We start from the raw sequence: 21,571 nt of genomic DNA on the forward strand, positions 1-21,571 counted from the left end.
AAAGAGCCACCATGACCCCCTCATTTGATTCCAGCTCACTGCAGACAGACTTGTTCATCGACGGTCGCTGGCAGCAGGCGGCAAACGGCGCCACCTTTGCGGTGGAAAACCCGGCCACCAACGAAGTCATCGCGCATGTTGCCGACGGCAGCGTTGAAGATGCCGCGTTGGCCATCGAAGCCGCAGGACGCGCCCAAGCAGAGTGGGGAAAGTCCACTCCCCGTGAGCGCGCAGACATCCTCCGCCGCGCCTTCGACCTCGTCATGGCAAACACGGACCGTTTGGCAGCGATCATGACCGCCGAGATGGGCAAGCCCTTGGCAGAAGCAAGGGGCGAGGTGGCCTATGGTGCCGAGATGCTCCGCTGGTTCTCTGAAGAGGCCGTGAGGATCGGTGGCGACAACACCTCATCCGTGGACGGCAACACACGCATCCTTATTACCAAGGAACCCGTTGGGCCTTCAGTGCTGGTGACGCCGTGGAACTTTCCGCTCGCCATGGGTGCGCGGAAGATCGCTCCGGCCGTAGCTGCCGGTTGCACCATGGTGTTCAAACCGGCGGAGCTGACGCCGCTCACGTCGTTGGCGCTCGTTGCGATCTTCAAGGAAGCAGGACTTCCCGACGGCGTGCTGAACGTTGTGACGACGTCGAGGGCTTCGGGCGTGGTCCGGACCTGGACTGACAGCGGCATCGCCCGCAAGATCAGCTTCACGGGTTCTACCGAAGTGGGTAAGGTTCTCCTGCGGCAGGCCGCGGACAACGTCATGCGATCCTCCATGGAACTCGGTGGAAACGCACCTTTCATCGTCCTTGCGGACGCGGACATTGAGAAGGCCGTTGACGGAGCCATGAAAGCCAAGATGCGGAACATGGGAGAGGCGTGCACGGCAGCCAACCGCTTCTTTGTCCACCGCTCCGTGGTGGAAGAGTTTGGCGGGAAGTTCTCTAAAAAGATGTCAGAATTGCAGGTGGGCAATGGCGCTTCGGCAGGGACCGACGTCGGACCCCTCATTGAGCAGAAGGGCCTGGAAAAGGTCGAAAGCCTTGTTGCGGACGCCGTTTCCAAGGGAGCGCGCATCCTCACCGGCGGAACCCGTCCGGAAGGACCGGGCTACTTCTACCCACCCACAGTTTTGGTGGATGTGCCTGCCAACGCGGCACTGATGTCCACGGAAATCTTCGGCCCCGTAGCTGCCATCACGGCGTTTGACAGCGAAGACGAAGTCCTGCGCCTGGCCAATGATACTGAGTGGGGCCTGGTGGGGTACGTGTTCACCGAGAGCATGGCAAAGGCATTGCGGTTCTCGGCTGACCTGGAAGTTGGCATGGTCGGACTGAACACCGGCCTGGTGTCCAATCCCGCCGCGCCGTTCGGCGGGGTCAAACAGTCAGGGCTGGGCCGCGAAGGCGGCAAAATTGGGATCGAAGAGTTTTTGGAATACAAGTACACCGCAGTAGCGGTCTAATAGATTCAACTTGCCGAGCATGGAATGAGGGGATGTCAATGGCGGCACCGGAGGGAATGTTCGTTTTGGAGGGCCGGCCCACGGCGCAGCTGATCGCTGACCAATTGCGGGAGCTTATTGTCCAGGGAGCCTTCAGGCCTGGACAGCAAGTCAACGAATCTGCACTGGCCAGTCAACTCAGCACGTCCAGGGGCCCGCTCCGCGAAGCACTGCAGCGACTGTGCCAGGAGGGCATCCTGGTGAGCAAGCGCAACCGGGGCGTCTTCGTACTGGAGCTCTCCACAGAGGACGTCAAGGAAATCTACGCCGTGCGCGAGGCAGTGGAATTGGCAGCCGCCAGCACACTTCTGGATTCTGAGCCGGATCAGGTCTCTGATACGTGCAGGGAACTCAAAGGCATCATCCGAGGCATGGCCAAGCAGGTTGCTGCTTCGGACTGGCAGGCTATCGCCCGGCTGGACATGCAGTTCCACACGGCGTTTGTGTCCGGAACCGGAAACACACGCCTGATCCGGATCTACGAGACCCTTGCTGCCGAATCCAGGATGTGTATCCTCAGCCTGGAGGTGGCGTACCCGCGCATCGATGCGCTGGTGCAGGAGCACCAGATGATCCTGGACCTGCTCGAAGCACGTGATCGGAGCGGTCTTCAGGACGCCATCAAACGCCACATGCACAAGGCCGTGGAGGACCTCACGTCCAAACCTGAAGTGACAGGAATAACCGCATAGTCACGTCGAATTCCGTATTAAGGAGGGGCCCGGTTCACTGAACCGGGCCCCTCCTTTCATCTATGGGACCTTCGCTGTTAGGCCTTGGGAAGATCGGCCACTACCCACATCTTCCGCAGTGTTTCGTGGATGGTCCACGTTCCCGTCCAACCGGCCGGCGTGACGAACAACGAGCCGGGGCCGACGTCGAAGCTGGTTCCATCTTCCTCGGTGATGGTCGCTGAGCCACTGAGGATCTGGCAAATCTCGTCATAGCCGGGCCTGGTACTCGTGGACACACCGGGCGTTGCCTCCCAAATACCGGTCTTGAGTCCTTCCCTGGCCCACAGGCGGAGGGACACTTCCGTCTGACCGGGAGTGCTTGATGTGGGCTTTGGCAGGTGCTCGCCAGGATCCTGGGTGTTGGCATTTGTCATGACAGTGGCCTTGACCATTGCTGCTCCTTCTGGGTCTCAGACCCGTGTAAATGTGCCCGCCGTCTTTGGAAGAGCACATGCCCCATCCTAACAATTGTCAACAATCGACGATAGCTTTGAGTGGAAATGGTTACGGTGTGGACACCGGAGGTACAACCGATAGAACCGGGTGGGCGGAAATTGAGCCGTCAGGCGTCCCTCAAAGCTCTGGCCCGCATCGCCGGGCAAGAGTAGCGTCATTTCAAGAATGCAGCAGGACACTGAGGATGCAGCAGGACCGCCAAAGGAGCCCGGACATGGCCGGATGGAATGCCGATACCGCCGCTGGCCCGCTGGGCTCCGGTACCGTCACCCTGGTGGAAGGGACCTCATTCTGCATCTCGCTGCCCAGCGGTGATATCAGTCCGGATCATCCGCACGGCCTGTTCTTCCAGGACACCCGGATACTCTCCGCATGGGGCCTGACGGTGAACGGGCAGGCCGTGGAACCCCTGACAGCCCAGACGAAGGAACCTTACAGAGCGGTCTTCGCCGGCCGGATCACCACGTCCGACGGATATGCGGACACCCCGCTGATCGTGGAGCGCGCCCGGGAGTTGGGCGTCGGCATGGTGGAGCACATCACCGTGCGTAACTATTCGACGAAGCCGGCGGATTGCTTCATCGCGCTCACCGTAGCTTCCGATTTCGCCGATGTCTTCGAGGTGAAGGAAGCGCGCGTGCAAACGCTGTGGGAAGAAAGCCGCGAAACCCACGCCACCACACTGGCAATCCGTGCCCGTTGGCAGGAAGTCCGGAAGTCCGTCGTCGTAAGTTCTGATCTGGCTGAAGCGAACCGCGACGGTTTCAGCTACCGGACAACTATCCCGGCGCGAGGCTCCTGGAGCACCGAACTCCTGGTCACTCCAGGGTTTGAAGCGGCAGCGCCGGCCGCACCCGTGGTGCGTCCCGCCGTTGGCAAATTATCCCGAAGCGATCGACGCCGGCAAGAGTGGGTCGCCAAGATTCCCGTCCTGCAGATGGGTAACCGCTCGATCGAAAGGACACTCCGACGGAGTTATGACGATCTCGGCGCCCTCCGGATAGAGGACCCAGCCCACCCGGAAAGAGTGGTTGTGGCCGCCGGAGCTCCGTGGTTCATGACGCTCTTTGGCCGGGACTCGTTGTGGGCGTCGGAAATGGCCATGCCGGTTGATCCCTCGCTTGCCTTGGGAACATTGCAGACGTTGGCTGAGCGGCAAGGCGCGGTGGTTGACCCGGTGACGGAGGAAGAACCGGGCAAGATTTTGCATGAGGTCCGGTTGGACGTCTCCAGCAGCCTGGCCCTGGGTGGGAAGTCCATCTACTACGGCAGCATCGATGCCACTCCCCTGTTTGTGGTGGTTCTGGGTTCGGTGAGCCGCTGGGGTTTCGCCAAGGACACCATCGCCGCCCTGCTGCCCCACGCAGACCGTGCCCTCGAATGGATCCGGGACTACGGCGACAGGGATGGCGATGGTTTCGTCGAATATGAGCGCCTCAACGATCGCGGGCTGATCAATCAAGGGTGGAAGGACTCATGGGACGGAATCAACTTCGCGGACGGGCGGCTCGCCAAACCGCCCATCGCGCTGTGCGAGGTCCAGGCATATGTCTATGACGCGTACATGGCCCGGGCGTGGATGGCCTACGACGCCGGTGACGCACCACTGGCGCGCGAACTCGCCGACCGCGCGGCACTGTTGAAGGAACGTTTCAACGAACAATTTTGGATGCCGGACCGGGGCTACTACGCGATTGCGCTGGATGGTAATAAGCGGCAGGTGGACGCGTGCGCCTCCAACATGGGCCACTGCCTCTGGGTCGGCTTGGTGGACGAGGACAAGGCGCCCCTCGTAGCAGAGCGGCTGATGTCACCAGAGATGTTCAGCGGCTGGGGTGTGCGCACGCTGGCAACCGACATGGGTGCCTTCAACCCCGCCAGCTACCACAACGGATCCGTTTGGCCGCACGATAACGCAGTCATCGCGGCGGGGCTGATGCGCTACGGATTCGTAGAGGAGGCTCAACGGATCGCCACAGCCCTGCTCGATGCGGCCGACCACTCCGAAGGCCGTCTCCCCGAGCTGTTCTGCGGGTTCAGCCGCGAGGAGTACAGCGAACCCGTGCCCTATCCCACAGCCTGCTCACCCCAAGCCTGGGCCGCCACCTCTCCCATCCAGCTGATCACGAGCCTGATGAGGTACGACGCCCACGTGTCCCACGGCGGATTCTGGATGGATCCCCAGCTGCCGGCCTCTTACGGCGACTTGCACATCACCAACGCGCCCATGGCGGGCGGCAGGGTGACCATCGACATTGCCGATTCGGTCCCCACGGTGCAGGGACTGCCCGATGGGATGGTGTTCCATCAAGGACACCGGCCGTGGCTGACCGAACTCGTCGAACAGGCAGGGCTTCGCAAGAACGGCTAGGACGCGTGAAGCAGGGAGGCCGCGCTACCCCGGGTGCGCGTAGCCGCTTGACGCAGAATCCAAACAGCCGGTGGGCCTGCCCCGGCGGGCATCATCTGACAGGTCAGGCGAGCCAGCGCCACCAGCGTGAAGGTTCCGGTTCCGGAGCAGGTTCCGGCTGCGGCTCCTGGCCCAGGGCCAGGGCAGCCCCGACGATGTCATCCTCGGTGAGCGTGATGACCGCTTCACGATCAAGGCCGTCGAGGCCCGGTTCTTCGTCGCGCGTCAGCCGCAGCGCCTGGCGATTAAGTGACTGCTCAAACAGGGTGCGGGCGAACCGCGCGTTCCCGGAGTCTTCTCCCGCGTGAAGCCCGGCGAGGATGCGGCGCAGCATGTGATCCGCGCCTGGCTCCAGCGTGTACTCGTGCTGGGCCAGCATCTGCTGGAATATCGTTTCGAGTTCGTCCACGGAGTAGTCGGGGAAGGTGATCTCGCGGGCGAACCGGGAGCGCAGCCCGGGGTTGGAGAGCAGGAAGGCTTCCATGAGCCGCGGGTAACCGGCCACGATCACCACCAAACGGTGGCGGTGGTCCTCCATCCGCTTGAGCAGGACCTCGATCGCCTCGGGGCCGAAGTCCATCCGGCCGTCCTCCGGGGCAAGCGCGTAGGCCTCGTCGATGAACAGGACGCCGTCCAGGGCCCGCCGGATCACCCGGTCCGTCTTGATGGCAGTTGCCCCAACGTACTGCCCCACCAGGCCGGAACGGTCCACCTCAACCAGGTGTCCTTTCTGCAGCAGGCCCACCGCACGGTACATTTCGGCCAGGAGCCGCGCCACGGTGGTCTTGCCCGTGCCCGGGTTTCCGAGAAACACAAGATGCTGGGATGTGGCCACCTCCGGCAGTCCGTGGGCTTTGCGACGGGCCTGAACCTGGAGCAATGCCACCAAGGCCCTGACCTGTTCCTTCACAGTCTCCAGCCCGACCAGCGCATCGAGCTCGGCCTGCACCTCGGACAACGGCCGGGCCGGACCTGGCCGCGCGCCGATGAAATCGCCCACCAGGTCGTCAACGCGTTCTGAACCAGGCAGCTTGAGCTGATTGGCCAGATGGCCAATGGTTTCCCTCAGCTCATCGAGCGGATTGCGGCTTGCAGCCATACATCCACTGTAATACTCGCGATGTGAAGCGACCACGGATCAAACTGTCCGCGTTTGGGCGTTTCGGCATCTCCGACGGGCAATTCGCCCATAGGTAACTGACACTCCTGGGGCTGAGGCTTAGAGGACAACATCACCGCCCTACCCAAGGAGATCCCGTGACTACTTACAACCTGGCCCTGATCGGTTTCGGAGGCGTTAACCGCGCCCTGGCAGAACTGATCCGCGACGAACCGCAGCGCTTCTCTTCCCTGGGGTTCGAGCTCCGCGTCGTAGCCATCACCGACCTCGCCTTTGGCTCACTGGTCCAGGGCGATGGCATTGACCTTGCAGCTGTTCTGGCAATGCCTTGCGGTTCTTCTTTCGACAGGCTTCCGGGCGGCAGCTCCGCCCCCCGCAACGAAGAGGTCATCAAGAACAGCCCCGCCGACATCGTCGTCGAGGCCACCTTCACCAGCCCGGTCGACGGCGAACCCGCGGTCTCGCACGTGAGGTGGGCTATAGAGTCGGGCAAGCACGTGGTGACCACCAACAAGGGACCGGTAGCGTTGCAGGGCACGTCACTGTCCAAGCTCGCTGCAGGCAACGGCGTCCGGTTCGAGTACGAAGGCGCCGTCATGAGCGGCACGCCGGTGATCCGTCTGGCACACAAGATGCTCGGCGGCCTGGAACTGAACGCCGTGCAGGGAATCCTGAACGGAACCAGCAATTACGTCCTGGGCCGGATGGAAGCCGGCCTGCGCCTGGACGAGGCCATCGCCGAAGCCCAGAACCTCGGATATGCCGAAGCCGACCCGACCGCTGACATCGGCGGTTCCGACGTTCGGCTCAAGGTCGCCATTTTGGCCAACGAACTTCTCGGCGCCACCATCCATCCGAGTGACGTTCACACCACCGGCATTCAGGACATCACCAGCGATGACGTAGCCCAGGCCCTGGCCAACGGCCTCCGCTGGAAACTGATCGGCGAAGCCCGCCGCGAGAGCGACGGCCGCATCGTTGCCAGCGTCCAGCCCATCGCCCTTGAAGCCGATCACCCCCTCGCCGGCATTTCCGGTGCCACCAACGCCGTCTCCTTCATCACCGACCTGCTCGGGGCCGTCACCGTCTCCGGTCCGGGTGCTGGTCGCGTCGAGACCGCGTACGCCCTCATTTCCGACATCATTGCCGTCGACGAATTCGTCAAAGGAGCCGTCCGTGCCTGAAACAGCCATCGCCGAGACCATCAGCGAAGCCACCGTCAATCAACTGGTGGTGCGCAACAAGTTTGACGGCACCGTCCTGGCCACCTTGGACCAGTGCTCCGAGGCGGACGTCCGCGTGGAGCTCATCCGCGCGGCGGCGTCCGCTCCCGCAGCGGCCGCCATGCCGCGTCACGAGCGTGGCCGGATTTTGGACACCGCAGCTGACCTGCTCCAAGAACGGTCCCAAAAAGTCGCGGAACTGATCGTCGCCGAAGCCGGCAAGACCATCAAGCAGGCCCGCAAGGAAGTCTCCCGCGCGGTCAACACCCTCAAACTCTCGGCAGCGGAAACGCGTCGCAATGTCGGAGAAGTCGTTCCGTTCGACTCCTTCGCCGGTTCTGAAAACCGGCAGGGCTGGTTCACCCGTGAACCGCTGGGCCTCATTGCAGCGATCACCCCGTACAACGACGCGTTGAACTTGGTGGCGCACAAGCTCGGACCGGCGATCGCCGGTGGGAACGCCGTCATTCTTAAGCCGTCCCAGCTGACTCCGTTGACAGCCATTCTTCTGGTGGACCTTCTCCGCGAGGCCGGGCTGCCCGCGGAGCTCGTCACCGTTGTCCTGGGCGACCGCACGATCGCTCAAACCATCATTTCTTCCAAACTGGTCCGTATGGTCTCCTTCACCGGCGGCTTCGCCACCGGCCGGGCTATCGCGGCGAACGCCGGCCTTAAGCGCCTGTCCATGGAACTTGGCGGCAACGCACCGGTCATCGTCTTTGACGACGCAGACCTTCCAGCCGCCGTCGATGCCAGCGTCTCCGGTTCCTTCTGGGCCGCCGGGCAGAACTGCATCGGTGCCCAGCGGATCCTCGTCCAACGATCAGTCTTTGACACCTTCGTGCAGGACTTCGTCACCCAAACCGCGGCGCTGAAGACCGGGGACCCGGGTAACGAACAAACCGACGTCGGGCCCATGATCAGCAATGCCTCCGCCGCCGAAGCGAAACGGAAGATCGACGAGGCTGTGGCCGCCGGGGCACAACTCCTCACGGGCGGAGACCTGAACGGGCCGGTCCTCACACCCGCTGTTCTCACCGGGGTGCCCCGCAACTGCGAGGCCTGGAGCGAGGAACTGTTCGCCCCGGTCGTCCTGATCGAGCCTTTCGACACCACCGAGGAAGCCATCGCACTGGCCAACGACAGTGAATACGCCCTGCAGGCAGGGGTTTTCACCAAGGACCTGGGCCGGGCCTTGGCCACCGCGAAGGCGATCGACGCGGGTGGCGTAATGATCAACGACTCCTCCGACTACCGGCATGACGCCATGCCCTTCGGCGGTTCCAAGTACGGCAGCATGGGCCGCGAAGGCGTCCACTTTGCCTACGAGGAAATGACCCAGCCCAAAGTCATCGCGATCGCCTCATGACCACAGGCGTAAGAATCGAACAAGACAGCCTCGGCTCCCTGGCTGTCCCGAAATCCGCCCTGTGGGGAATCCACACCGAACGGGCCATCCTCAACTTCCCCATCAGCGGCATGCAACTCGGAACCCACCGACACCTTGTCCGCGCCCTCGCGTTCGTGAAGAAAGCCGCAGCGCTGACCAACACCGAACTTGGCCTCATCCCGGCGGACATTGGCCACGCCATCGCCGCAGCCTGCGACACTGTGGCCGCCGGCGACGTCGACCACGCTTTTCCTGTGGACGTCATCCAAGGCGGCGCCGGAACATCCACCAACATGAACGCCAACGAGGTCATGGCCAACCTCGCACTGGAAGCCTTGGGCCACCCCCGCGGCACCTATGACGTGGTGGACCCGATCGGGCATGTCAACAAATGCCAGTCCACCAATGACGTCTACCCGACGGCGGTGCGCCTGGCCCTGGTGTTCGCACTGGAGGATCTGCTGGAACGCCTGGCACTGCTTTCGGCAGCATTCGCCGAACGGGGCCTGGCCTTCGCAGCCATCCCCAAGGTTGGCCGCACGCAACTGCAGGACGCCGTGCCGATGACCCTCGGACAAGAGTTCACCGCCTTCTCCGTCACGCTCGAGGAAGACCAACGGCGGCTAAGCGAAGCGGCCGCACTTTTGCTCGAGTGCAGCCTCGGGGCCACAGCAATCGGAACCGGCATCACCGCCGACCCCATGTATGTTGAGCGCATCATCGACAAGCTCTCAGCCGTGAGCGGCGTCCAACTGGTCCGTGCCCACGATTTCGTCGAAGCAACCTGGGACACCGGTGCGTTCATGACGTTCTCCGGAGCGCTCAAACGTACCGCCATCAAGCTCTCCAAGATCTGCAGCGACCTTCGCCTGCTCTCCAGCGGTCCGCAAACAGGGCTCGCGGAGATCCGCTTGCCTCCTCGGCAGGCGGGCTCCTCGATCATGCCCGGCAAGGTCAACCCGGTGATTCCGGAGGTCGTGAACCAGATCGCCTTCTTCGTCGCCGGGGCCGACCTCACCGTCACCATGGCCGCCGACAACGGACAGCTCCAGCTCAACGCGTTCGAACCGGTCATCGCTCACGCCCTGCTGCAATCACTGAGCTGGCTCACCAACGGAACCGATGTGCTGCGGGATCTGTGCGTTGAGGGCATCGAAGCGAACGAAGCGTTGTTGCGGTTAAGGGCACGGGCCTCCACAGCACAAGCCACGGCACTGCTCCCAATGCTGGGATACGCCGTTGCGGCCGACATCGCCCACAAGGCGGTCGTGTCCGGACAGAGTGTCCTCGACATCGCTGTCGCTGAAGGCCTCCTGCTGCCCGAACAAGCTGCGGCCCTGATGACGGCCTGACGGGAAGACGCGATTCACCGGATCACGCCGGGACGTGCGGGGAACTAGGCTGGTTGCATGGCGACAGTTCTTCTCGTGCGGCACGGCCGCACCACAGCCAATGCAACTGGACTGCTGGCTGGCCGGACCGTCGGTGTGAGCTTGGACCAGACGGGGCGCGAGCAGGCGGCTCTGGCGGCAGACCGGCTCGCAGCCGTGCCGCTAGTCGGGGTGGTGACGAGTCCTCTTGAGCGCTGCCGGGAGACCGCCGAGCTAATTCTCGCCCACCAGGCCGGCTCGCCGCACGCTCCCGTCGAAATCGATATCACCGAGTGCGATTACGGCAAGTGGCAGGGCCGCATGCTCAGTGAGCTGGCAACCGAGGACTTGTGGCCGGTGGTGCAAACGCAACCATCCGCCGTCGTGTTTCCCGGCGGTGAATCAATGGCGGCAATGCAGGCCAGGTCCGTGGCAGCCATCAGGCGCCACGATGCGGCTTTCGAAGCCGAGCATGGGCCGGGGGCAGTGTGGGTGGCGGTGAGTCACGGCGACATCATCAAGTCGATCCTTGCCGACGCGCTCGGCATGCACCTTGACCTGTTCCAGCGCATTAATGTGGGTCCCGCCTCCGTATCGATCGTCCGTTACGGCGCTGATCGGCCGAGCGTCTACGCGACCAACACCGATGCGGGTGATCTGTCTTGGCTGTCCAACGGCATTCATTCCGGGGACGCGCCGGTGGGCGGCGGTGCAGGACAGAACGCGCCGTGAACCTTATGTGCCTAAAATACTGACATGCCTACAAGTGTTCACGAGTTTGCCTGGCCTGATCGGGTTGTAGTTGGGACCATTGGCGTTCCAGGGTCGCGGACGTTCTACCTGCAGGTGCGTGCAGGAAAACAGATAGTGAGCATTGCCCTGGAGAAGCAACAGTCGGCCCAGCTCGCAGAGAAAATCGACGAGATCCTTGACCAGCTCATCACGGTTCAGGGCAACCCGTTCAGCGTTCCGACGAGCACTCCCATTGAGCTTGTCGATAACGATCCCCTTGAGGCAGTTGACGAGCAGTTTCGCGCCGGAGCCATGAGCTTGGGTTGGGATCCAACCACGGCCCAGGTAGTGATTGAGGCCTACCCCATGGTCGAGGTCGATGCTGATGACAACGACGAACCGCTGGTTGAGGACGGCGCAATCGAAGCGGAAATGCTGCTGGTGCGCATGCCGGTCGGTACCGCCCGCGCATTCGCCAAGCGCACCCGTGAAATCGTCGGAGCCGGGCGCCCGACGTGCCCGCTCTGTGGGTACCCCATGGACGCCGACGGGCATAGTTGCACCCTTCCCGAGGCGTGATGCCGGCGCCTGATTTGGCGGCCACCGAGCTGACGCTCACTGGCCGCATCACGACGGCTTCAAACGCGACATTCTTGGGCGCCATCGGCGACGTGAAGGTCGTTTATAAGCCGATAGCAGGCGAAAGTCCGCTCTGGGATTTTCCCCATGGAAATCTTGCCCACCGGGAGGTTGCCGCCTACTTGGTATCGCAGGTATTCGGTGGGGATATCGTGCCGCGCACCTGGCTGCGCGATGGCCCTTTGGGTGAAGGAATGGTCCAACTCTGGCAAGAGCAAGACCCTGCCCAGCGCGCCGTCGACTTGGTCGTCAAGGACCACGCGCCGGAGACGGGATGGAAGCACGTTCTCGAAGGACAGGATGAGAAGGGACGGATGGTCACCCTCATTCACGAAGACTTGCCAGCGCTACGACGCATGGCGGTCTTCGACGTGATCGTCAACAACGCCGACCGTAAAGGCGACCACATTCTTGCCATGCCGGACGGACACCGGCACGGCGTGGACCATGGACTGACATTCCACCAGGACCACAAGTTGCGCACGGTGCTGTGGGGTTGGCTGGGCGACCCGCTGGCCGCCGGGGAACTCGAAGGCATAGATCGTGTCGCTGAGGGTCTGAACGGTGGGCTCGGTCAAGACCTGGCGGACTTGCTGAGCGCCGAAGAAGTCGCATCACTCGCCACACGCTGCGCCCGGTTGCGCCTGCTTGGACGGTTTCCGGCTCCAAGCGGTGACATGCCGGCGGTCCCCTGGCCTCTGTTCTAGGGAATTCCGGATACCGGATCCCCCACGAAAACCACCCCACCCACTACTCCGCGAGAAATGAATATGGAACTTTTTGACGCCCACACCGTTGTGATTTCTGCCGTGCTCCTGGTGCACATCACAGGGGTGATGATCGTGGCCGCCTCAGTTGCCGGCCTGGTGGTCTCACTCTTCGTCGTCGTCCTCGCCGTGCACTCCATTCGAACCACGTGGGAACTGACGCAAAACCTGCGAAGCAAGGGACGCTTCAGTGACGCCCTCGGTAAGCTCCTGACTTCTGTGAAGTCAGGAGCCTTGGCAGCACGTCCGCTGATAGCTGCCGCACGACAGAGGATCAGCCGGCTGTCACCGTTCAAGCCACAGTAGAAGCCGGTACACCGAGGCCCTGGGACCGGGATTGCGCCTCGGACGGGCACTCAACCGGCAGGACTAGGGCACGGCGAGCTTGAAAACTTTAGCCCAGGCAGAGCCGACCTGTTTCAGCAGTGGCCCTGTGGTGTACTTCAAGCCGTAGCGCTGGCATATGTCACGGACCTTGGGCGCAATCTCGGCGTAGCGGTTGGACGGCAGGTCAGGGAAGAGATGGTGCTCAATCTGGTGCGACAGATTCCCCGTCATGAGGTGCATGAACGGTGACCCGGAAATGTTGGCGGATCCGATCATCTGACGGACGTACCAGTCGCCGCGGGTCTCGCCTTCCACCATTTCCTCGGTGAACGTGTCCGTTCCTTCCGGGAAGTGGCCGCAGAAGATGACGGCGTGGGCCCATACGTTGCGAATGGCGTTGGCAGTGAGAGTGCCGTAGAGCGCTTGCTTCCCGGAGCCCGACAGCATGGCCAAGGCTGGGGTGGCTGCATAGTCCTTGGCGAACTGTTTGAGCGCCTTCCGTCCCAAGGCTTTGAGGTCCTTGTTCATGGCCTCTTTCGACTTCAGCCCTTCCTTGTACTCAGGGATCTCCAAGTCGTAGAGGGCTATGCCCCATTCAAAAACGGGCGCAAGCAAGGCGTTGTAAAGAGGGTTGCCCAGGTTGAAGGGCTTCCACTCCTGGTCAGGGTCCATGCGCAGAAGGTTGTATCCGACGTCGCGGTCCTTGCCTACGACGTTGGTCCAACGATGGTGGAGGTCGTTGTGCGTGTGCTGCCACGAACGCGAGGGGGTAACGAAGTCCCACTCCCAAGTGGTGGAGTGGATGTCCGGATCACGCATCCAGTCCCACTGGCCGTGGAGGATGTTGTGGCCAAGTTCCATGTTCTCCAGGATTTTTGCCAGGCTGAGGAGTGTTGTCCCGGTGAACCAGGCAGCCTTGTTCTTGCCTACCAGCAGTGCGGCTCGACCTGAGATTTCCAACCCACGTTGGATCTTGATCATGCGCCTGATGTAGGCGGCGTCGCTGGAGCCGCGCTTGGCAAGGACTTCGTCACGGATTGCATCGAGCTCACGGCCCAGTTGGGCTACTTGCTCGTCGCTCAGGTGCGCGGCCGCAGGCGGCCTCACCGTGGGCCTTCCCTCGTCGGCAAGGGCACCAGGCCGGGTTTTGGTTCCGACGGCGGTGGCGGAGCTTTTGGCTGAAACTACTGACATGCGGTTGTACTCCTCAGATTTCCAGGTTGACGGGCCCGGCGGCTGCCGAGACACAGGTTTGGATGAGTTCCCCGGGCGCCCCGTGAATCTCCCCGGTGCGCAGATCACGGACCCTGCCGGCAAGCAATGGAGTCAGGCAGCTGTGACAAATACCCATCCGGCAGCCGCTGGGCATCAGTACCCCGGCGTCCTCGCCGACGTCGAGGAGGGGAACGCCACCGTCGGCCTGGACCTCGCGATCGGAAGTTTCGAACGTGACCATGCCGCCTTCACTGCCGTCCCCTCCCATGAGTTCGGTGCTGAACCGTTCGATGGTGAGCGAGCCGTGCCCTGTTCCACCGATGGTTGTCTTCCCCGACGTGGCGGCAGGAGTCAACGCCGCCTGTTTCCACATGGCTTCGGCGTCATCCAGGAAAGACTCAGGGCCGCACGCGTACGCCGCCCTGTCACGCCAGTCCGGGCACACTTCCTCGAGAACGGCCGTAGACGCGAAGTTCATGCGGCCACGTCCACCGGTGAGCCACTGCACCACGCGGAAGTTGGGAAATTGGTCAGCAAGTTCGTCCAGTTCCTCGCGGAAGATACTGTCGCCTTCTTCACGGGCGGAGTGGATCAGGACGACGTCCGCGTCAGGGCGGCTTGGGACAAGCGTCCGAATCATTGACATGACGGGCGTGATGCCACTTCCCGCCGTGAGCATGAGAAGCGAACGGGGGTGCTCAGGGAGGACAAAATCGCCCTGAGGCGGTGCCAGGAAGAGAACGTCACCCACCTTGGTCTTACGGACCAAGGTTCCGGACACGGTTCCTACGTCAGTAACCGTGATCGCCGGACCTTTGCCTGCCGGCGCACTCAGCGAATAGGACCGCCATTGGCGTACACCGTCGATTTCGACGCCTATTCTTGCCCACTGGCCGGCGAGGTGGGCATGCCAGCCACGGCCCGGCCGGAAGAAAATGGTGGCTGATTGAGCTGTTTCGCGGACTACCTCGGTGACGACTCCACGCAATTGACGGGACGAGTAGACCGGGTTAAACAGCGCCAGGACATCCTCAGGCGCAAGCGGGGTGGTAAAAACCGAGGCGATGCGGGCCAGGGGACGAAAGCTGACCATGAACTACTCCTCGCAACGACGGAGACCAAAAACCTCGACAACGTGTGCCGGGATATTCGAACTGGCAATATGATAAGTATACTTACAAATCTCATCCCCCGAAACATAGGGAAAGCCCCTCAGGAGGGGCTTTCAACGGGAATGGGACTAAATGCTTGGATTGGTCAGCGGTGATGCGCTCCTCCCCTCCGGGCGATTGTGCCCATGCCGGTTTCAGTAGCAAGACAGTAATACGCGCAGCGAATGACATGCAAACCCACAACCTCCCAGGACCACCAGTGCGGTAGCCCATGTATCCGGATCCGGGTCATTGGCCATGGGGGTAGCCGGCTGATTCGAGAGTCCTTGAGCAGGCTGCTCGGCTTTTGATATATTAGTTAAGTATTAGATGCCTATGAAGGACCCTAAACTCAACGAGGAGTAAACAGCATGCAGCAACTCGCGCATCGACTCGAACGGCTCGGCACGGAAACCGCCTTTAGCGTCGCCCAAGCTGCGGCCGCCTGGAAGGCGAAGGGAAATCTGGTTTACCCCTTCCACCTCGGCGACATCAACATCCCGACCGCCCCACATATCGTCGAAGCCATGACCAAGGCGATCGCTGACGGTTACACGGGCTACTGCCCCGGACCAGGCATCCCGCAACTCCGTGAAGCCCTCGCCGAGGACCTCGGCTCACGCCGTGGCATGACTTTCTCTGCCGACAACGTCGTGGTGATGACGGGCGGCAAGCCGGTCATCACCAAGTTCCTTCAAGCTGTGATGAACCCCGGGCAGGAGGTGCTCTACCCGAATCCAGGCTTCCCCATCTATGAGTCGCAGATCGAATACCTCGGAGGCACAGCCGTACCCTACCGCTACCTCCCCACGAGCCAGGGCTTTTCGATCGACCTCGATCAGGTGCGCGCGTCCATCACCCCCAACACGGTGGCGATCATTTACAACGACCTGCAAAACCCGATCTCAGCGGAGTCGACCACAGCTGAGCGCGAGGCCATCGCGCAGATCGCCCAGGAACACAACCTGTGGGTACTCTCCGACGAGGCTTACTTCGAGACCCGCTATGAGGGAGTCTCCAGCTCGATCGCCTCCATTCCCGGCATGGCAGAACGTACTGTCATCCTCTACACCTTCAGCAAGAAGTTCGCCATGACCGGCTCACGGCTGGGCTGCGCAGTTGCACCACTTGAGATCGCAAAAGTCCTCAGCACCCTCAACACCAACGATGAATCATGCACCACCCACTACGTGCAGTGGGCAGGCATCGAAGCACTGCGGGGCACACAGGAACCCGTCCAGCAGATGCTGGATATCCTGCGTGAACGCCGGGATGCTGCCTGCGAGCTCGTAAATTCCGTCCCTGGAATGCACGTCGCCGTGCCGCAATCGACCTTCTACCTGTTCCCCGACGTCACCGACGTCATGCAGAAAATGGGGTACACGGCAGTGGGCGACTTCGCCAGCGACGCTCTGTACAAAACCGGGGTTTCGTTCTGCACTCGCGAGCACTTCGGCCGACGCCAACCTGGAGAAGAACGGCAGTACATCCGGCTCGCCTACTCCGGCATCGACGTCGCGGACATCCGCGACGGCCTCGGCCGCCTCCGCGAATGGATCGTGACCGCATGAGCCGGGTTGTCGTCACGGGACGCATCCCGGAAGCTGCGATCGAAAAGCTTCGCGCCGAGCACGACGTCGATGCCTGGAGTGGCCCGGAGTCCATTGGGCGCGAGGAACTCCTGCGTCGCGTAGCCGGTGCAGACGCGATCGTGAGCCTGCTGACCGAACGCGTTGATGCCGAACTGCTCGACGCCGCCGGGCCACAGCTCAAAGTCGTGGCCAACGTCGCCGTCGGATATGACAACATCGACGTGTCCGCCTGCACCGCACGCGGTGTCGTTGCCACCAACACTCCCGGTGTGCTCACCGACGCCACGGCGGACATCGCGTTCGGCCTCATCCTGATGGCGACCCGTCGGCTCGGCGAGGGCGAACGGCTTATCCGCTCAGGCGAGGCATGGAAGTGGGGCATGTTCTTCCTGCTGGGGTCCAGCCTTCAAGGAAAGACCCTCGGCGTCGTGGGCATGGGCGGCATCGGCCAGGCAACCGCGCGTCGGGCCAAGGCCTTTGGCATGGAGATCGTGTACCAGTCCCGCAGCGAAATCGATCCCACGATCACCGCCGAGTTGAATGCACGACGCGTCGATCTCGACGAGCTCCTGGCCGTTTCCGACGTCGTCTCACTGCACTGCCCCTATGGTCCTGCCACTCATCACCTGATCGGAGCCGAGCAACTCGCTGCGATGAAGAGCTCCGCGTTCCTCGTCAACACCGCCCGCGGACCTATCGTCGATGAAGACGCGCTTGCTACAGCACTCCGGGACCGGACCATCGCTGGAGCCGGACTCGACGTCTACGAACAGGAGCCGCGGGTCCATCCGGGGCTCCTGGAACTGGACAACGTTGCGCTCCTGCCGCACCTTGGCTCGGCGACAGTGGAGACTCGCACCGCCATGGCCATGCTCGCCGCCGACAACGCCCTCGCAGTGCTGAGCGGGGAACAACCCCCCGCACCCATCACTTAGGGCGTCGGGGGTACCCCACCGGAAGAACCGGCCAGCAAAAAGTTGACCCCATGACGTCATGATCGGGCGGCTGGGTAACTCGGCAGGGGGTGTCCGTGCTTCACGGGCGCCCCCTGGCGTGTCCCCTGACCCGGGATGGCACCCAGCTCACCCTTATCGAACAGCGGCCCTGAGGACAGGGCTACGCCCCCGCCCTCCCGGTGTGCGGCCTGCTAGCCTCTCCCCATGCGCACAACGTCGGCACGAACCACAGCCTCTGCCAGCGGACAGCGCATTCTCATACTGTCCGCAGGCGTGGGATCCGGACATAACAGCGCCGCGGCGGCGGTGCAGCAAGCATGCACCACCCGCGCTGACATCGCCGAAGTGCAGGTGCTGGACGTGCTGCAGGTCAGCAGCGTTCTCTACCGTGCACTGCTGGCCAAGGGCTACTTCGTCCTCGTAGAAGACTTGCCTTGGCTGGTCGAGTGGGGCTACGACATCAGCAACCCGCCGTACCGGCGTCGTGGCCCGATCGACCCCTGGACGCGGGTGAACGCCGCCCCGGTTGTCAGTGCCATCAAGCGTTTCCGGCCCACCGCAATTATCTGCACGCATTTCCTCCCTGCCCAGCTGTTGGCCTCACTGCTCCTTCGCGGCGTGATCGACGCGAAAACCGCTGTGGTGACCACCGACTATGACTTCCAGGGCCTGTCGCTCTCAGGCGCCTTCCATAAGATCTTTGTGGCCAGGGAGGAGGGAAAGGTGGAGCTCATGGCGCTCGGCCTTCCTCCCGACCGTGTCGCTGCTACTGGAATTCCGATCAGTAAACAGCTCACCCCAGCGCCCGTGCGCGATGCCGACAAGCCGCCGATGTTGCTCATCTCGGCGGGCGCGACAGGTGGCGACTACGCTGTCTCGGTGGTGCGGCAGACGATGCATATGCGCTCGGCGTTCACAGCCACAGTCGTGTGCGGACACAATGACGCGCTGCGTCAGCGCATCGAGACGCTCGTGGCGCCGGCCGGCGACCGCTACAGCGTACTCGGCTTCACGACGGAGATGCCGCAACTACTGCAGCGCGCGGACCTGTTCGTGGGCAAGCCGGGCGGGCTCTCGGCGTCGGAATGCATGGCCGCGGGGCTCCCCATGGTGCTTGTGAACCCGATCCCTGGTCAGGAGGTCCGCAACGGCGATTACCTCATGGAGCAGGGTGCGGCCGTCCGCTGCAACGCAGCTGCAACCATCGGCTGGAAAATCGATGAAGTGCTGCGCGAACCCGGCCGTTTACAGATGATGCAGGCGGCGGCGCAGAGAACAGGTCGCCCCGACGCCGCGGCCGACGTACTAAGCGCCCTGCTGGACGGGCCCTCCCGTCCGCTGGTCGTGACGCGGGCGGCTCAAAGGACAATTCTTGCCGCCAGCGAGCAGCGCTTCGTCGCGACCGATCTCACGGGGCCCTCGTCCTTGGTCCGTTTCGTTGACCAGACTTCGGGCAGCACGGTTGCCCTCCTGCAAGAGGAAGAGCTGGCGGACCTGCAAAAGCGGTACGCGACGTCGGACGGAGACTTGGTGCTGCGGCCGGGCCAAGCGTCCCTGCTTCTGCATTGGGAGGAACGTCGGTTGCTCCGCGCCATGCTGCAGGGCGACGACGAACTGCCAGTCCGGGTCGAAGGGCCGTGGGTGCCGTTCCGCGATCTTAACGCCTAAATGGTGGAACGCTTGACTACATCAGGCCGGCTTGACCCGGGATATCTTCCTGGTCCATCAGAACCTCCTTGTGCCGCAAACGGACGGCGTTCTCCCAGCTGCCCGGGCTATGCTGGCCCGCTTGCAGGGCCCACTCCCCTCCGCGGGGAGACCAGCGCCGTGTTGTCGGATCGCGCTGCAGGGTGGGGCCCGCATCCAAAACGACCCGCACAGTGGTCTCCGCGCCGGGCTGCAGGGACACCTTCTGGAATCCCAGGAGCTGAGCCACAGGTCTGCGGAGGGACACATCTGCAGCGTAGACCTGAACGACTGTTGAGCCCTTCCGGTCGCCTTTGTTTGTAAGGAGCACGTCCGCATGGCCCCCTGTATTGTCGAACGTGTGGCCGAGAAGCCGGTGCTCGATCCTTGTGTAGCCCAGGCCGAACCCGAACGGGAACGCCGGCCTATGCCCCTCGCCGTCGAGCCTGCGCTGACCCCATTGGTTGTCATAGACAACAGACTTTGCCGTGGAGTCGAAGAATGGCAGGTGTGCGGCCTCCGTTGGCAGCACAAAGGGCAGCCGTCCGCCGGGCTCCTCGCCGCCGGTCAGCACACTCGCGAGCGCGCGGCCGCCCTCCATACCGCCGTACCAGGCAAAGAGGAGCGCTGGCACGCGGTCACGCCACGCCTCGGTGAGGATCGCACTGCCGCTGACAAGCACCACGACGGTCCGGGGGTTCGCTGCGACGACCGCCTGGATAAGCCGCTCGTCAGAGGGGCGGAGCGTCAGCGAGCTGCGGTCGCCGCCCCGGACGAAGCGGGAGGCAAGGTGCGCCAGTCCGATGACCAACCGGCGGAGGGGGCCTGAGCCGAATTCCCGACCGAGCACACCCACGTCGACCCCTCCGGTAACGACGGATTCGCCCTCGTCGTGCTGGTCCAGGCCTACGACGACGATCGCCGTCTCTGCTGCAGCGGCCAAAGCCGCCGCGCGGTGCTCGTTCCTCCCGGTGGTAGAAGTGATCCGAACCCCTGGAAGCGCCGCACGCAGCCCCCGCAGCGGCGAGACTGTAGAGGGAGGCCGAACGCGTGACGAGCCGTGATCGCCGAGGTTCGCTTGTGACGCGAGTCGTCCGATCACGGCGAGATGCCGGGTAGCGGGAGCCAACGGCAGCAGCGGCGCCGCGCCGACGGCTTCGTTCTTCAGCAGGACGATCGACTCCGTCGCGACCTCGTGGGCAAGGGCCCGGTGGGCCGGAGAGGCGATGACGGTGCGGGAAGGAACCGCTGATTCACGGGTGGCGGCGTGCTGAACGCACGTGCGCAGAATGCGGCGTGCGGACTCCAGCACGGTGGCGCGGGCCAAGACACCGTTGCGCAGCGCGGCCGGCAGGGCGCGGGCGCGCAGCAACCGGAGGGGCATCTCCACGTCCATTCCCGCCTCGAGGCTGACCACCGCGTCGTGCGTCCCGAACACCCAGTCGCTCGTCACGAACCCGGAGAAGCCCCACTCGTGCCTCAAAACGTCCGTGAGCAGGGCTCGATTGACATCCATGTACTCGCCTCTCACACGGTTGTAGGCACTCATGACGGAGTCTGCGCCGGCGTCAATGACCGCTTTGAAGTGGGGCAGATACACCTCGTGCAGGGAGTGCTCGTCCACCGCCACGTCCACTTCAAAGCGCTCGTTCTCCATCGAGTTGAGCGCAAAGTGCTTGACGCACGCCATCGTGTTCACCCGCACACCTCGGGTAAGGGCCGATCCCATCCGGGCTGTGAGTACTGGATCCTCCCCATAGCACTCCTGCGCCCGGCCCCATGCTGCGTGGCGAAGCAGGTTCACGCAGACCGAGGCCGAGTAGTTCGCTCCACGCGCCCTGGTTTCCAGACCGATGGCGACTCCGACGCGTTCTTCCAGCGATGGATCCCAGGTCGCTGCCCGTGCAATAGTGACCGGGAAAGCCGTGCAGGCACCGATCACTACGCCGCGACCCCCGTCGCTGAACCGAATGCCCGGTATACCGAGCCGCGGGACGGCCCCGGCCACGAAGGGCACCCTGTCCAACAGGATCGGGATGAAGGGGAGCAGCAATCTGGGCGAGTCGCCGTCGAGCAGCCCGAGGATCTCCTGATCCGTCATCTGGCCGATCAGCTGGTTTGCCGCTTCATCCGCGTTGATCCCGCCCCCACGGACTGCCCGGACTGCGTCGTCGTACGCGGTCCCCGTCATCGTCGTCGCGTCCATCAATGCCGGTTCTTGCGTTCGCGGCGCCGTAAGCCCGCAGCCATCTTCATGAACCTCATTCTGCACCCTTTGCGTGCAGGTACACCTGCGTG

General features: G+C 63.1%; 18 protein-coding genes. 13 read left to right on the forward strand and 5 right to left on the reverse strand.

Translation table 11 applies throughout. The annotated features are described in order from the left end of the window. Window positions 1-11 precede the first annotated feature (11 nt). Together ACIQLI_RS16930 and ACIQLI_RS16935 are read left to right on the forward strand one after the other, a co-directional pair. Entirely contained in the window at window positions 12-1,466 is a 1,455-nt protein-coding gene (locus tag ACIQLI_RS16930) for an NAD-dependent succinate-semialdehyde dehydrogenase (protein WP_400390474.1), read from the forward strand. 38 nt (window positions 1,467-1,504) lie between these two features. Further along, window positions 1,505-2,197: a GntR family transcriptional regulator gene (locus ACIQLI_RS16935; RefSeq protein ID WP_354226411.1), complete on the forward strand. Its 693-nt coding sequence runs from the start codon at window positions 1,505-1,507 to the stop codon at window positions 2,195-2,197. A 77-nt stretch (window positions 2,198-2,274) separates the two neighbouring features. Here the strand turns inward: ACIQLI_RS16935 and ACIQLI_RS16940 are convergent, their stop codons facing one another. Then, on the reverse strand, window positions 2,275-2,631 hold the full coding sequence (locus tag ACIQLI_RS16940; RefSeq protein WP_400390476.1) for a cupin domain-containing protein: 357 nt from the start codon (window positions 2,629-2,631) through the stop codon (window positions 2,275-2,277). A 278-nt stretch (window positions 2,632-2,909) separates the two neighbouring features. Between ACIQLI_RS16940 and ACIQLI_RS16945 the strand changes: the two genes are divergently transcribed. Further along, complete coding sequence (locus tag ACIQLI_RS16945; RefSeq protein ID WP_400390478.1) at window positions 2,910-5,066, forward strand: glycogen debranching N-terminal domain-containing protein; 2,157 nt, start codon at window positions 2,910-2,912, stop codon at window positions 5,064-5,066. Window positions 5,067-5,169: 103 nt separating this feature from the next. Here ACIQLI_RS16945 and ACIQLI_RS16950 read toward each other — a convergent pair whose 3' ends face one another. Further along, a complete protein-coding gene (locus ACIQLI_RS16950) occupies window positions 5,170-6,204 on the reverse strand; it encodes an AAA family ATPase (RefSeq protein ID WP_354226406.1) in 1,035 nt (344 codons plus the stop codon). 158 nt (window positions 6,205-6,362) lie between these two features. On the opposite strand from ACIQLI_RS16950, the gene ACIQLI_RS16955 reads away from it, so the two are divergent. The 7 genes from ACIQLI_RS16955 (at window position 6,363) to ACIQLI_RS16985 (ending at window position 12,652) form a co-directional block, all read left to right on the forward strand. Beyond that, the gene (locus ACIQLI_RS16955; RefSeq protein WP_400390480.1) at window positions 6,363-7,409 is read left to right on the forward strand and encodes a homoserine dehydrogenase; all 1,047 of its coding nucleotides are present in this window, start codon (window positions 6,363-6,365) and stop codon (window positions 7,407-7,409) included. Continuing rightward, window positions 7,402-8,817 (forward strand): aldehyde dehydrogenase family protein, encoded by a 1,416-nt coding sequence (locus tag ACIQLI_RS16960; protein WP_400390482.1) that lies wholly within the window; start codon window positions 7,402-7,404, stop codon window positions 8,815-8,817. The genes ACIQLI_RS16955 and ACIQLI_RS16960 overlap by 8 nt, the downstream gene beginning before the upstream one ends. After that, window positions 8,814-10,190 (forward strand): aspartate ammonia-lyase, encoded by a 1,377-nt coding sequence (locus ACIQLI_RS16965; RefSeq protein ID WP_400390484.1) that lies wholly within the window; start codon window positions 8,814-8,816, stop codon window positions 10,188-10,190. The genes ACIQLI_RS16960 and ACIQLI_RS16965 overlap by 4 nt, the downstream gene beginning before the upstream one ends. Before the next feature lie 57 nt (window positions 10,191-10,247). Then, window positions 10,248-10,940 (forward strand): histidine phosphatase family protein, encoded by a 693-nt coding sequence (locus ACIQLI_RS16970; protein WP_400390486.1) that lies wholly within the window; start codon window positions 10,248-10,250, stop codon window positions 10,938-10,940. A gap of 24 nt (window positions 10,941-10,964) precedes the next feature. Then, window positions 10,965-11,519 carry a DUF3090 domain-containing protein gene (locus ACIQLI_RS16975; protein ID WP_400390488.1) on the forward strand — a complete coding sequence of 185 codons (555 nt, stop codon included), beginning with the start codon at window positions 10,965-10,967 and terminating at the stop codon, window positions 11,517-11,519. After that, entirely contained in the window at window positions 11,519-12,286 is a 768-nt protein-coding gene (locus ACIQLI_RS16980; protein ID WP_400390490.1) for an SCO1664 family protein, read from the forward strand. Before ACIQLI_RS16975 ends, ACIQLI_RS16980 begins: the two co-directional genes overlap by 1 nt. A 63-nt stretch (window positions 12,287-12,349) precedes the next feature. Further along, window positions 12,350-12,652, forward strand: coding sequence for a hypothetical protein (locus tag ACIQLI_RS16985; protein WP_400390492.1), 303 nt, complete (start codon window positions 12,350-12,352; stop codon window positions 12,650-12,652). Window positions 12,653-12,715: 63 nt separating this feature from the next. Here ACIQLI_RS16985 and ACIQLI_RS16990 read toward each other — a convergent pair whose 3' ends face one another. Next, window positions 12,716-13,867 carry a fatty acid desaturase family protein gene (locus ACIQLI_RS16990; RefSeq protein ID WP_400390494.1) on the reverse strand — a complete coding sequence of 384 codons (1,152 nt, stop codon included), beginning with the start codon at window positions 13,865-13,867 and terminating at the stop codon, window positions 12,716-12,718. 13 nt (window positions 13,868-13,880) lie between these two features. Then, window positions 13,881-14,981: a ferredoxin reductase gene (locus ACIQLI_RS16995; RefSeq protein WP_400390496.1), complete on the reverse strand. Its 1,101-nt coding sequence runs from the start codon at window positions 14,979-14,981 to the stop codon at window positions 13,881-13,883. A 429-nt stretch (window positions 14,982-15,410) separates the two neighbouring features. Here ACIQLI_RS16995 and ACIQLI_RS17000 point away from each other — a divergent pair, with 429 nt between their 5' ends. The 3 genes from ACIQLI_RS17000 (at window position 15,411) to ACIQLI_RS17010 (ending at window position 19,255) form a co-directional block, all read left to right on the forward strand. Continuing rightward, a complete protein-coding gene (locus ACIQLI_RS17000; protein WP_400390498.1) occupies window positions 15,411-16,610 on the forward strand; it encodes a pyridoxal phosphate-dependent aminotransferase in 1,200 nt (399 codons plus the stop codon). Beyond that, window positions 16,607-17,566 (forward strand): 2-hydroxyacid dehydrogenase, encoded by a 960-nt coding sequence (locus tag ACIQLI_RS17005; RefSeq protein WP_400390500.1) that lies wholly within the window; start codon window positions 16,607-16,609, stop codon window positions 17,564-17,566. Before ACIQLI_RS17000 ends, ACIQLI_RS17005 begins: the two co-directional genes overlap by 4 nt. Window positions 17,567-17,791: 225 nt before the next feature. Then, on the forward strand, window positions 17,792-19,255 hold the full coding sequence (locus ACIQLI_RS17010) for a glycosyltransferase (RefSeq protein ID WP_400390502.1): 1,464 nt from the start codon (window positions 17,792-17,794) through the stop codon (window positions 19,253-19,255). Between the two features lie 16 nt (window positions 19,256-19,271). On the opposite strand, the gene ACIQLI_RS17015 is transcribed toward ACIQLI_RS17010, so the two are convergent. Continuing rightward, on the reverse strand, window positions 19,272-21,479 hold the full coding sequence (locus tag ACIQLI_RS17015) for a beta-glucosidase (protein ID WP_400390504.1): 2,208 nt from the start codon (window positions 21,477-21,479) through the stop codon (window positions 19,272-19,274). Window positions 21,480-21,571 lie beyond the last annotated feature (92 nt).

The sequence above is a fragment of the Paenarthrobacter sp. NPDC091669 genome (assembly GCF_044756725.1).
In the GTDB taxonomy this organism is placed as follows: domain Bacteria; phylum Actinomycetota; class Actinomycetes; order Actinomycetales; family Micrococcaceae; genus Arthrobacter; species Arthrobacter bambusae_C.

Excerpts from the sequence above, each read along its gene's own strand:
- ACIQLI_RS16930 (WP_400390474.1), top strand. The coding sequence starts at position 12 with ATGACCCCCTCATTTGATTCCAGCTCACTGCAGACAGACTTGTTCATC.
- ACIQLI_RS16935 (WP_354226411.1), top strand. The coding sequence starts at position 1,505 with ATGGCGGCACCGGAGGGAATGTTCGTTTTGGAGGGCCGGCCCACGGCG.
- ACIQLI_RS16940 (WP_400390476.1), bottom strand. The coding sequence starts at position 2,631 with ATGGTCAAGGCCACTGTCATGACAAATGCCAACACCCAGGATCCTGGC.
- ACIQLI_RS16945 (WP_400390478.1), top strand. The coding sequence starts at position 2,910 with ATGGCCGGATGGAATGCCGATACCGCCGCTGGCCCGCTGGGCTCCGGT.
- ACIQLI_RS16950 (WP_354226406.1), bottom strand. The coding sequence starts at position 6,204 with ATGGCTGCAAGCCGCAATCCGCTCGATGAGCTGAGGGAAACCATTGGC.
- ACIQLI_RS16965 (WP_400390484.1), top strand. The coding sequence starts at position 8,814 with ATGACCACAGGCGTAAGAATCGAACAAGACAGCCTCGGCTCCCTGGCT.
- ACIQLI_RS16970 (WP_400390486.1), top strand. The coding sequence starts at position 10,248 with ATGGCGACAGTTCTTCTCGTGCGGCACGGCCGCACCACAGCCAATGCA.
- ACIQLI_RS16975 (WP_400390488.1), top strand. The coding sequence starts at position 10,965 with ATGCCTACAAGTGTTCACGAGTTTGCCTGGCCTGATCGGGTTGTAGTT.
- ACIQLI_RS16980 (WP_400390490.1), top strand. The coding sequence starts at position 11,519 with ATGCCGGCGCCTGATTTGGCGGCCACCGAGCTGACGCTCACTGGCCGC.
- ACIQLI_RS16985 (WP_400390492.1), top strand. The coding sequence starts at position 12,350 with ATGGAACTTTTTGACGCCCACACCGTTGTGATTTCTGCCGTGCTCCTG.
- ACIQLI_RS16990 (WP_400390494.1), bottom strand. The coding sequence starts at position 13,867 with ATGTCAGTAGTTTCAGCCAAAAGCTCCGCCACCGCCGTCGGAACCAAA.
- ACIQLI_RS16995 (WP_400390496.1), bottom strand. The coding sequence starts at position 14,981 with ATGGTCAGCTTTCGTCCCCTGGCCCGCATCGCCTCGGTTTTTACCACC.
- ACIQLI_RS17000 (WP_400390498.1), top strand. The coding sequence starts at position 15,411 with ATGCAGCAACTCGCGCATCGACTCGAACGGCTCGGCACGGAAACCGCC.
- ACIQLI_RS17005 (WP_400390500.1), top strand. The coding sequence starts at position 16,607 with ATGAGCCGGGTTGTCGTCACGGGACGCATCCCGGAAGCTGCGATCGAA.
- ACIQLI_RS17010 (WP_400390502.1), top strand. The coding sequence starts at position 17,792 with ATGCGCACAACGTCGGCACGAACCACAGCCTCTGCCAGCGGACAGCGC.
- ACIQLI_RS17015 (WP_400390504.1), bottom strand. The coding sequence starts at position 21,479 with ATGGACGCGACGACGATGACGGGGACCGCGTACGACGACGCAGTCCGG.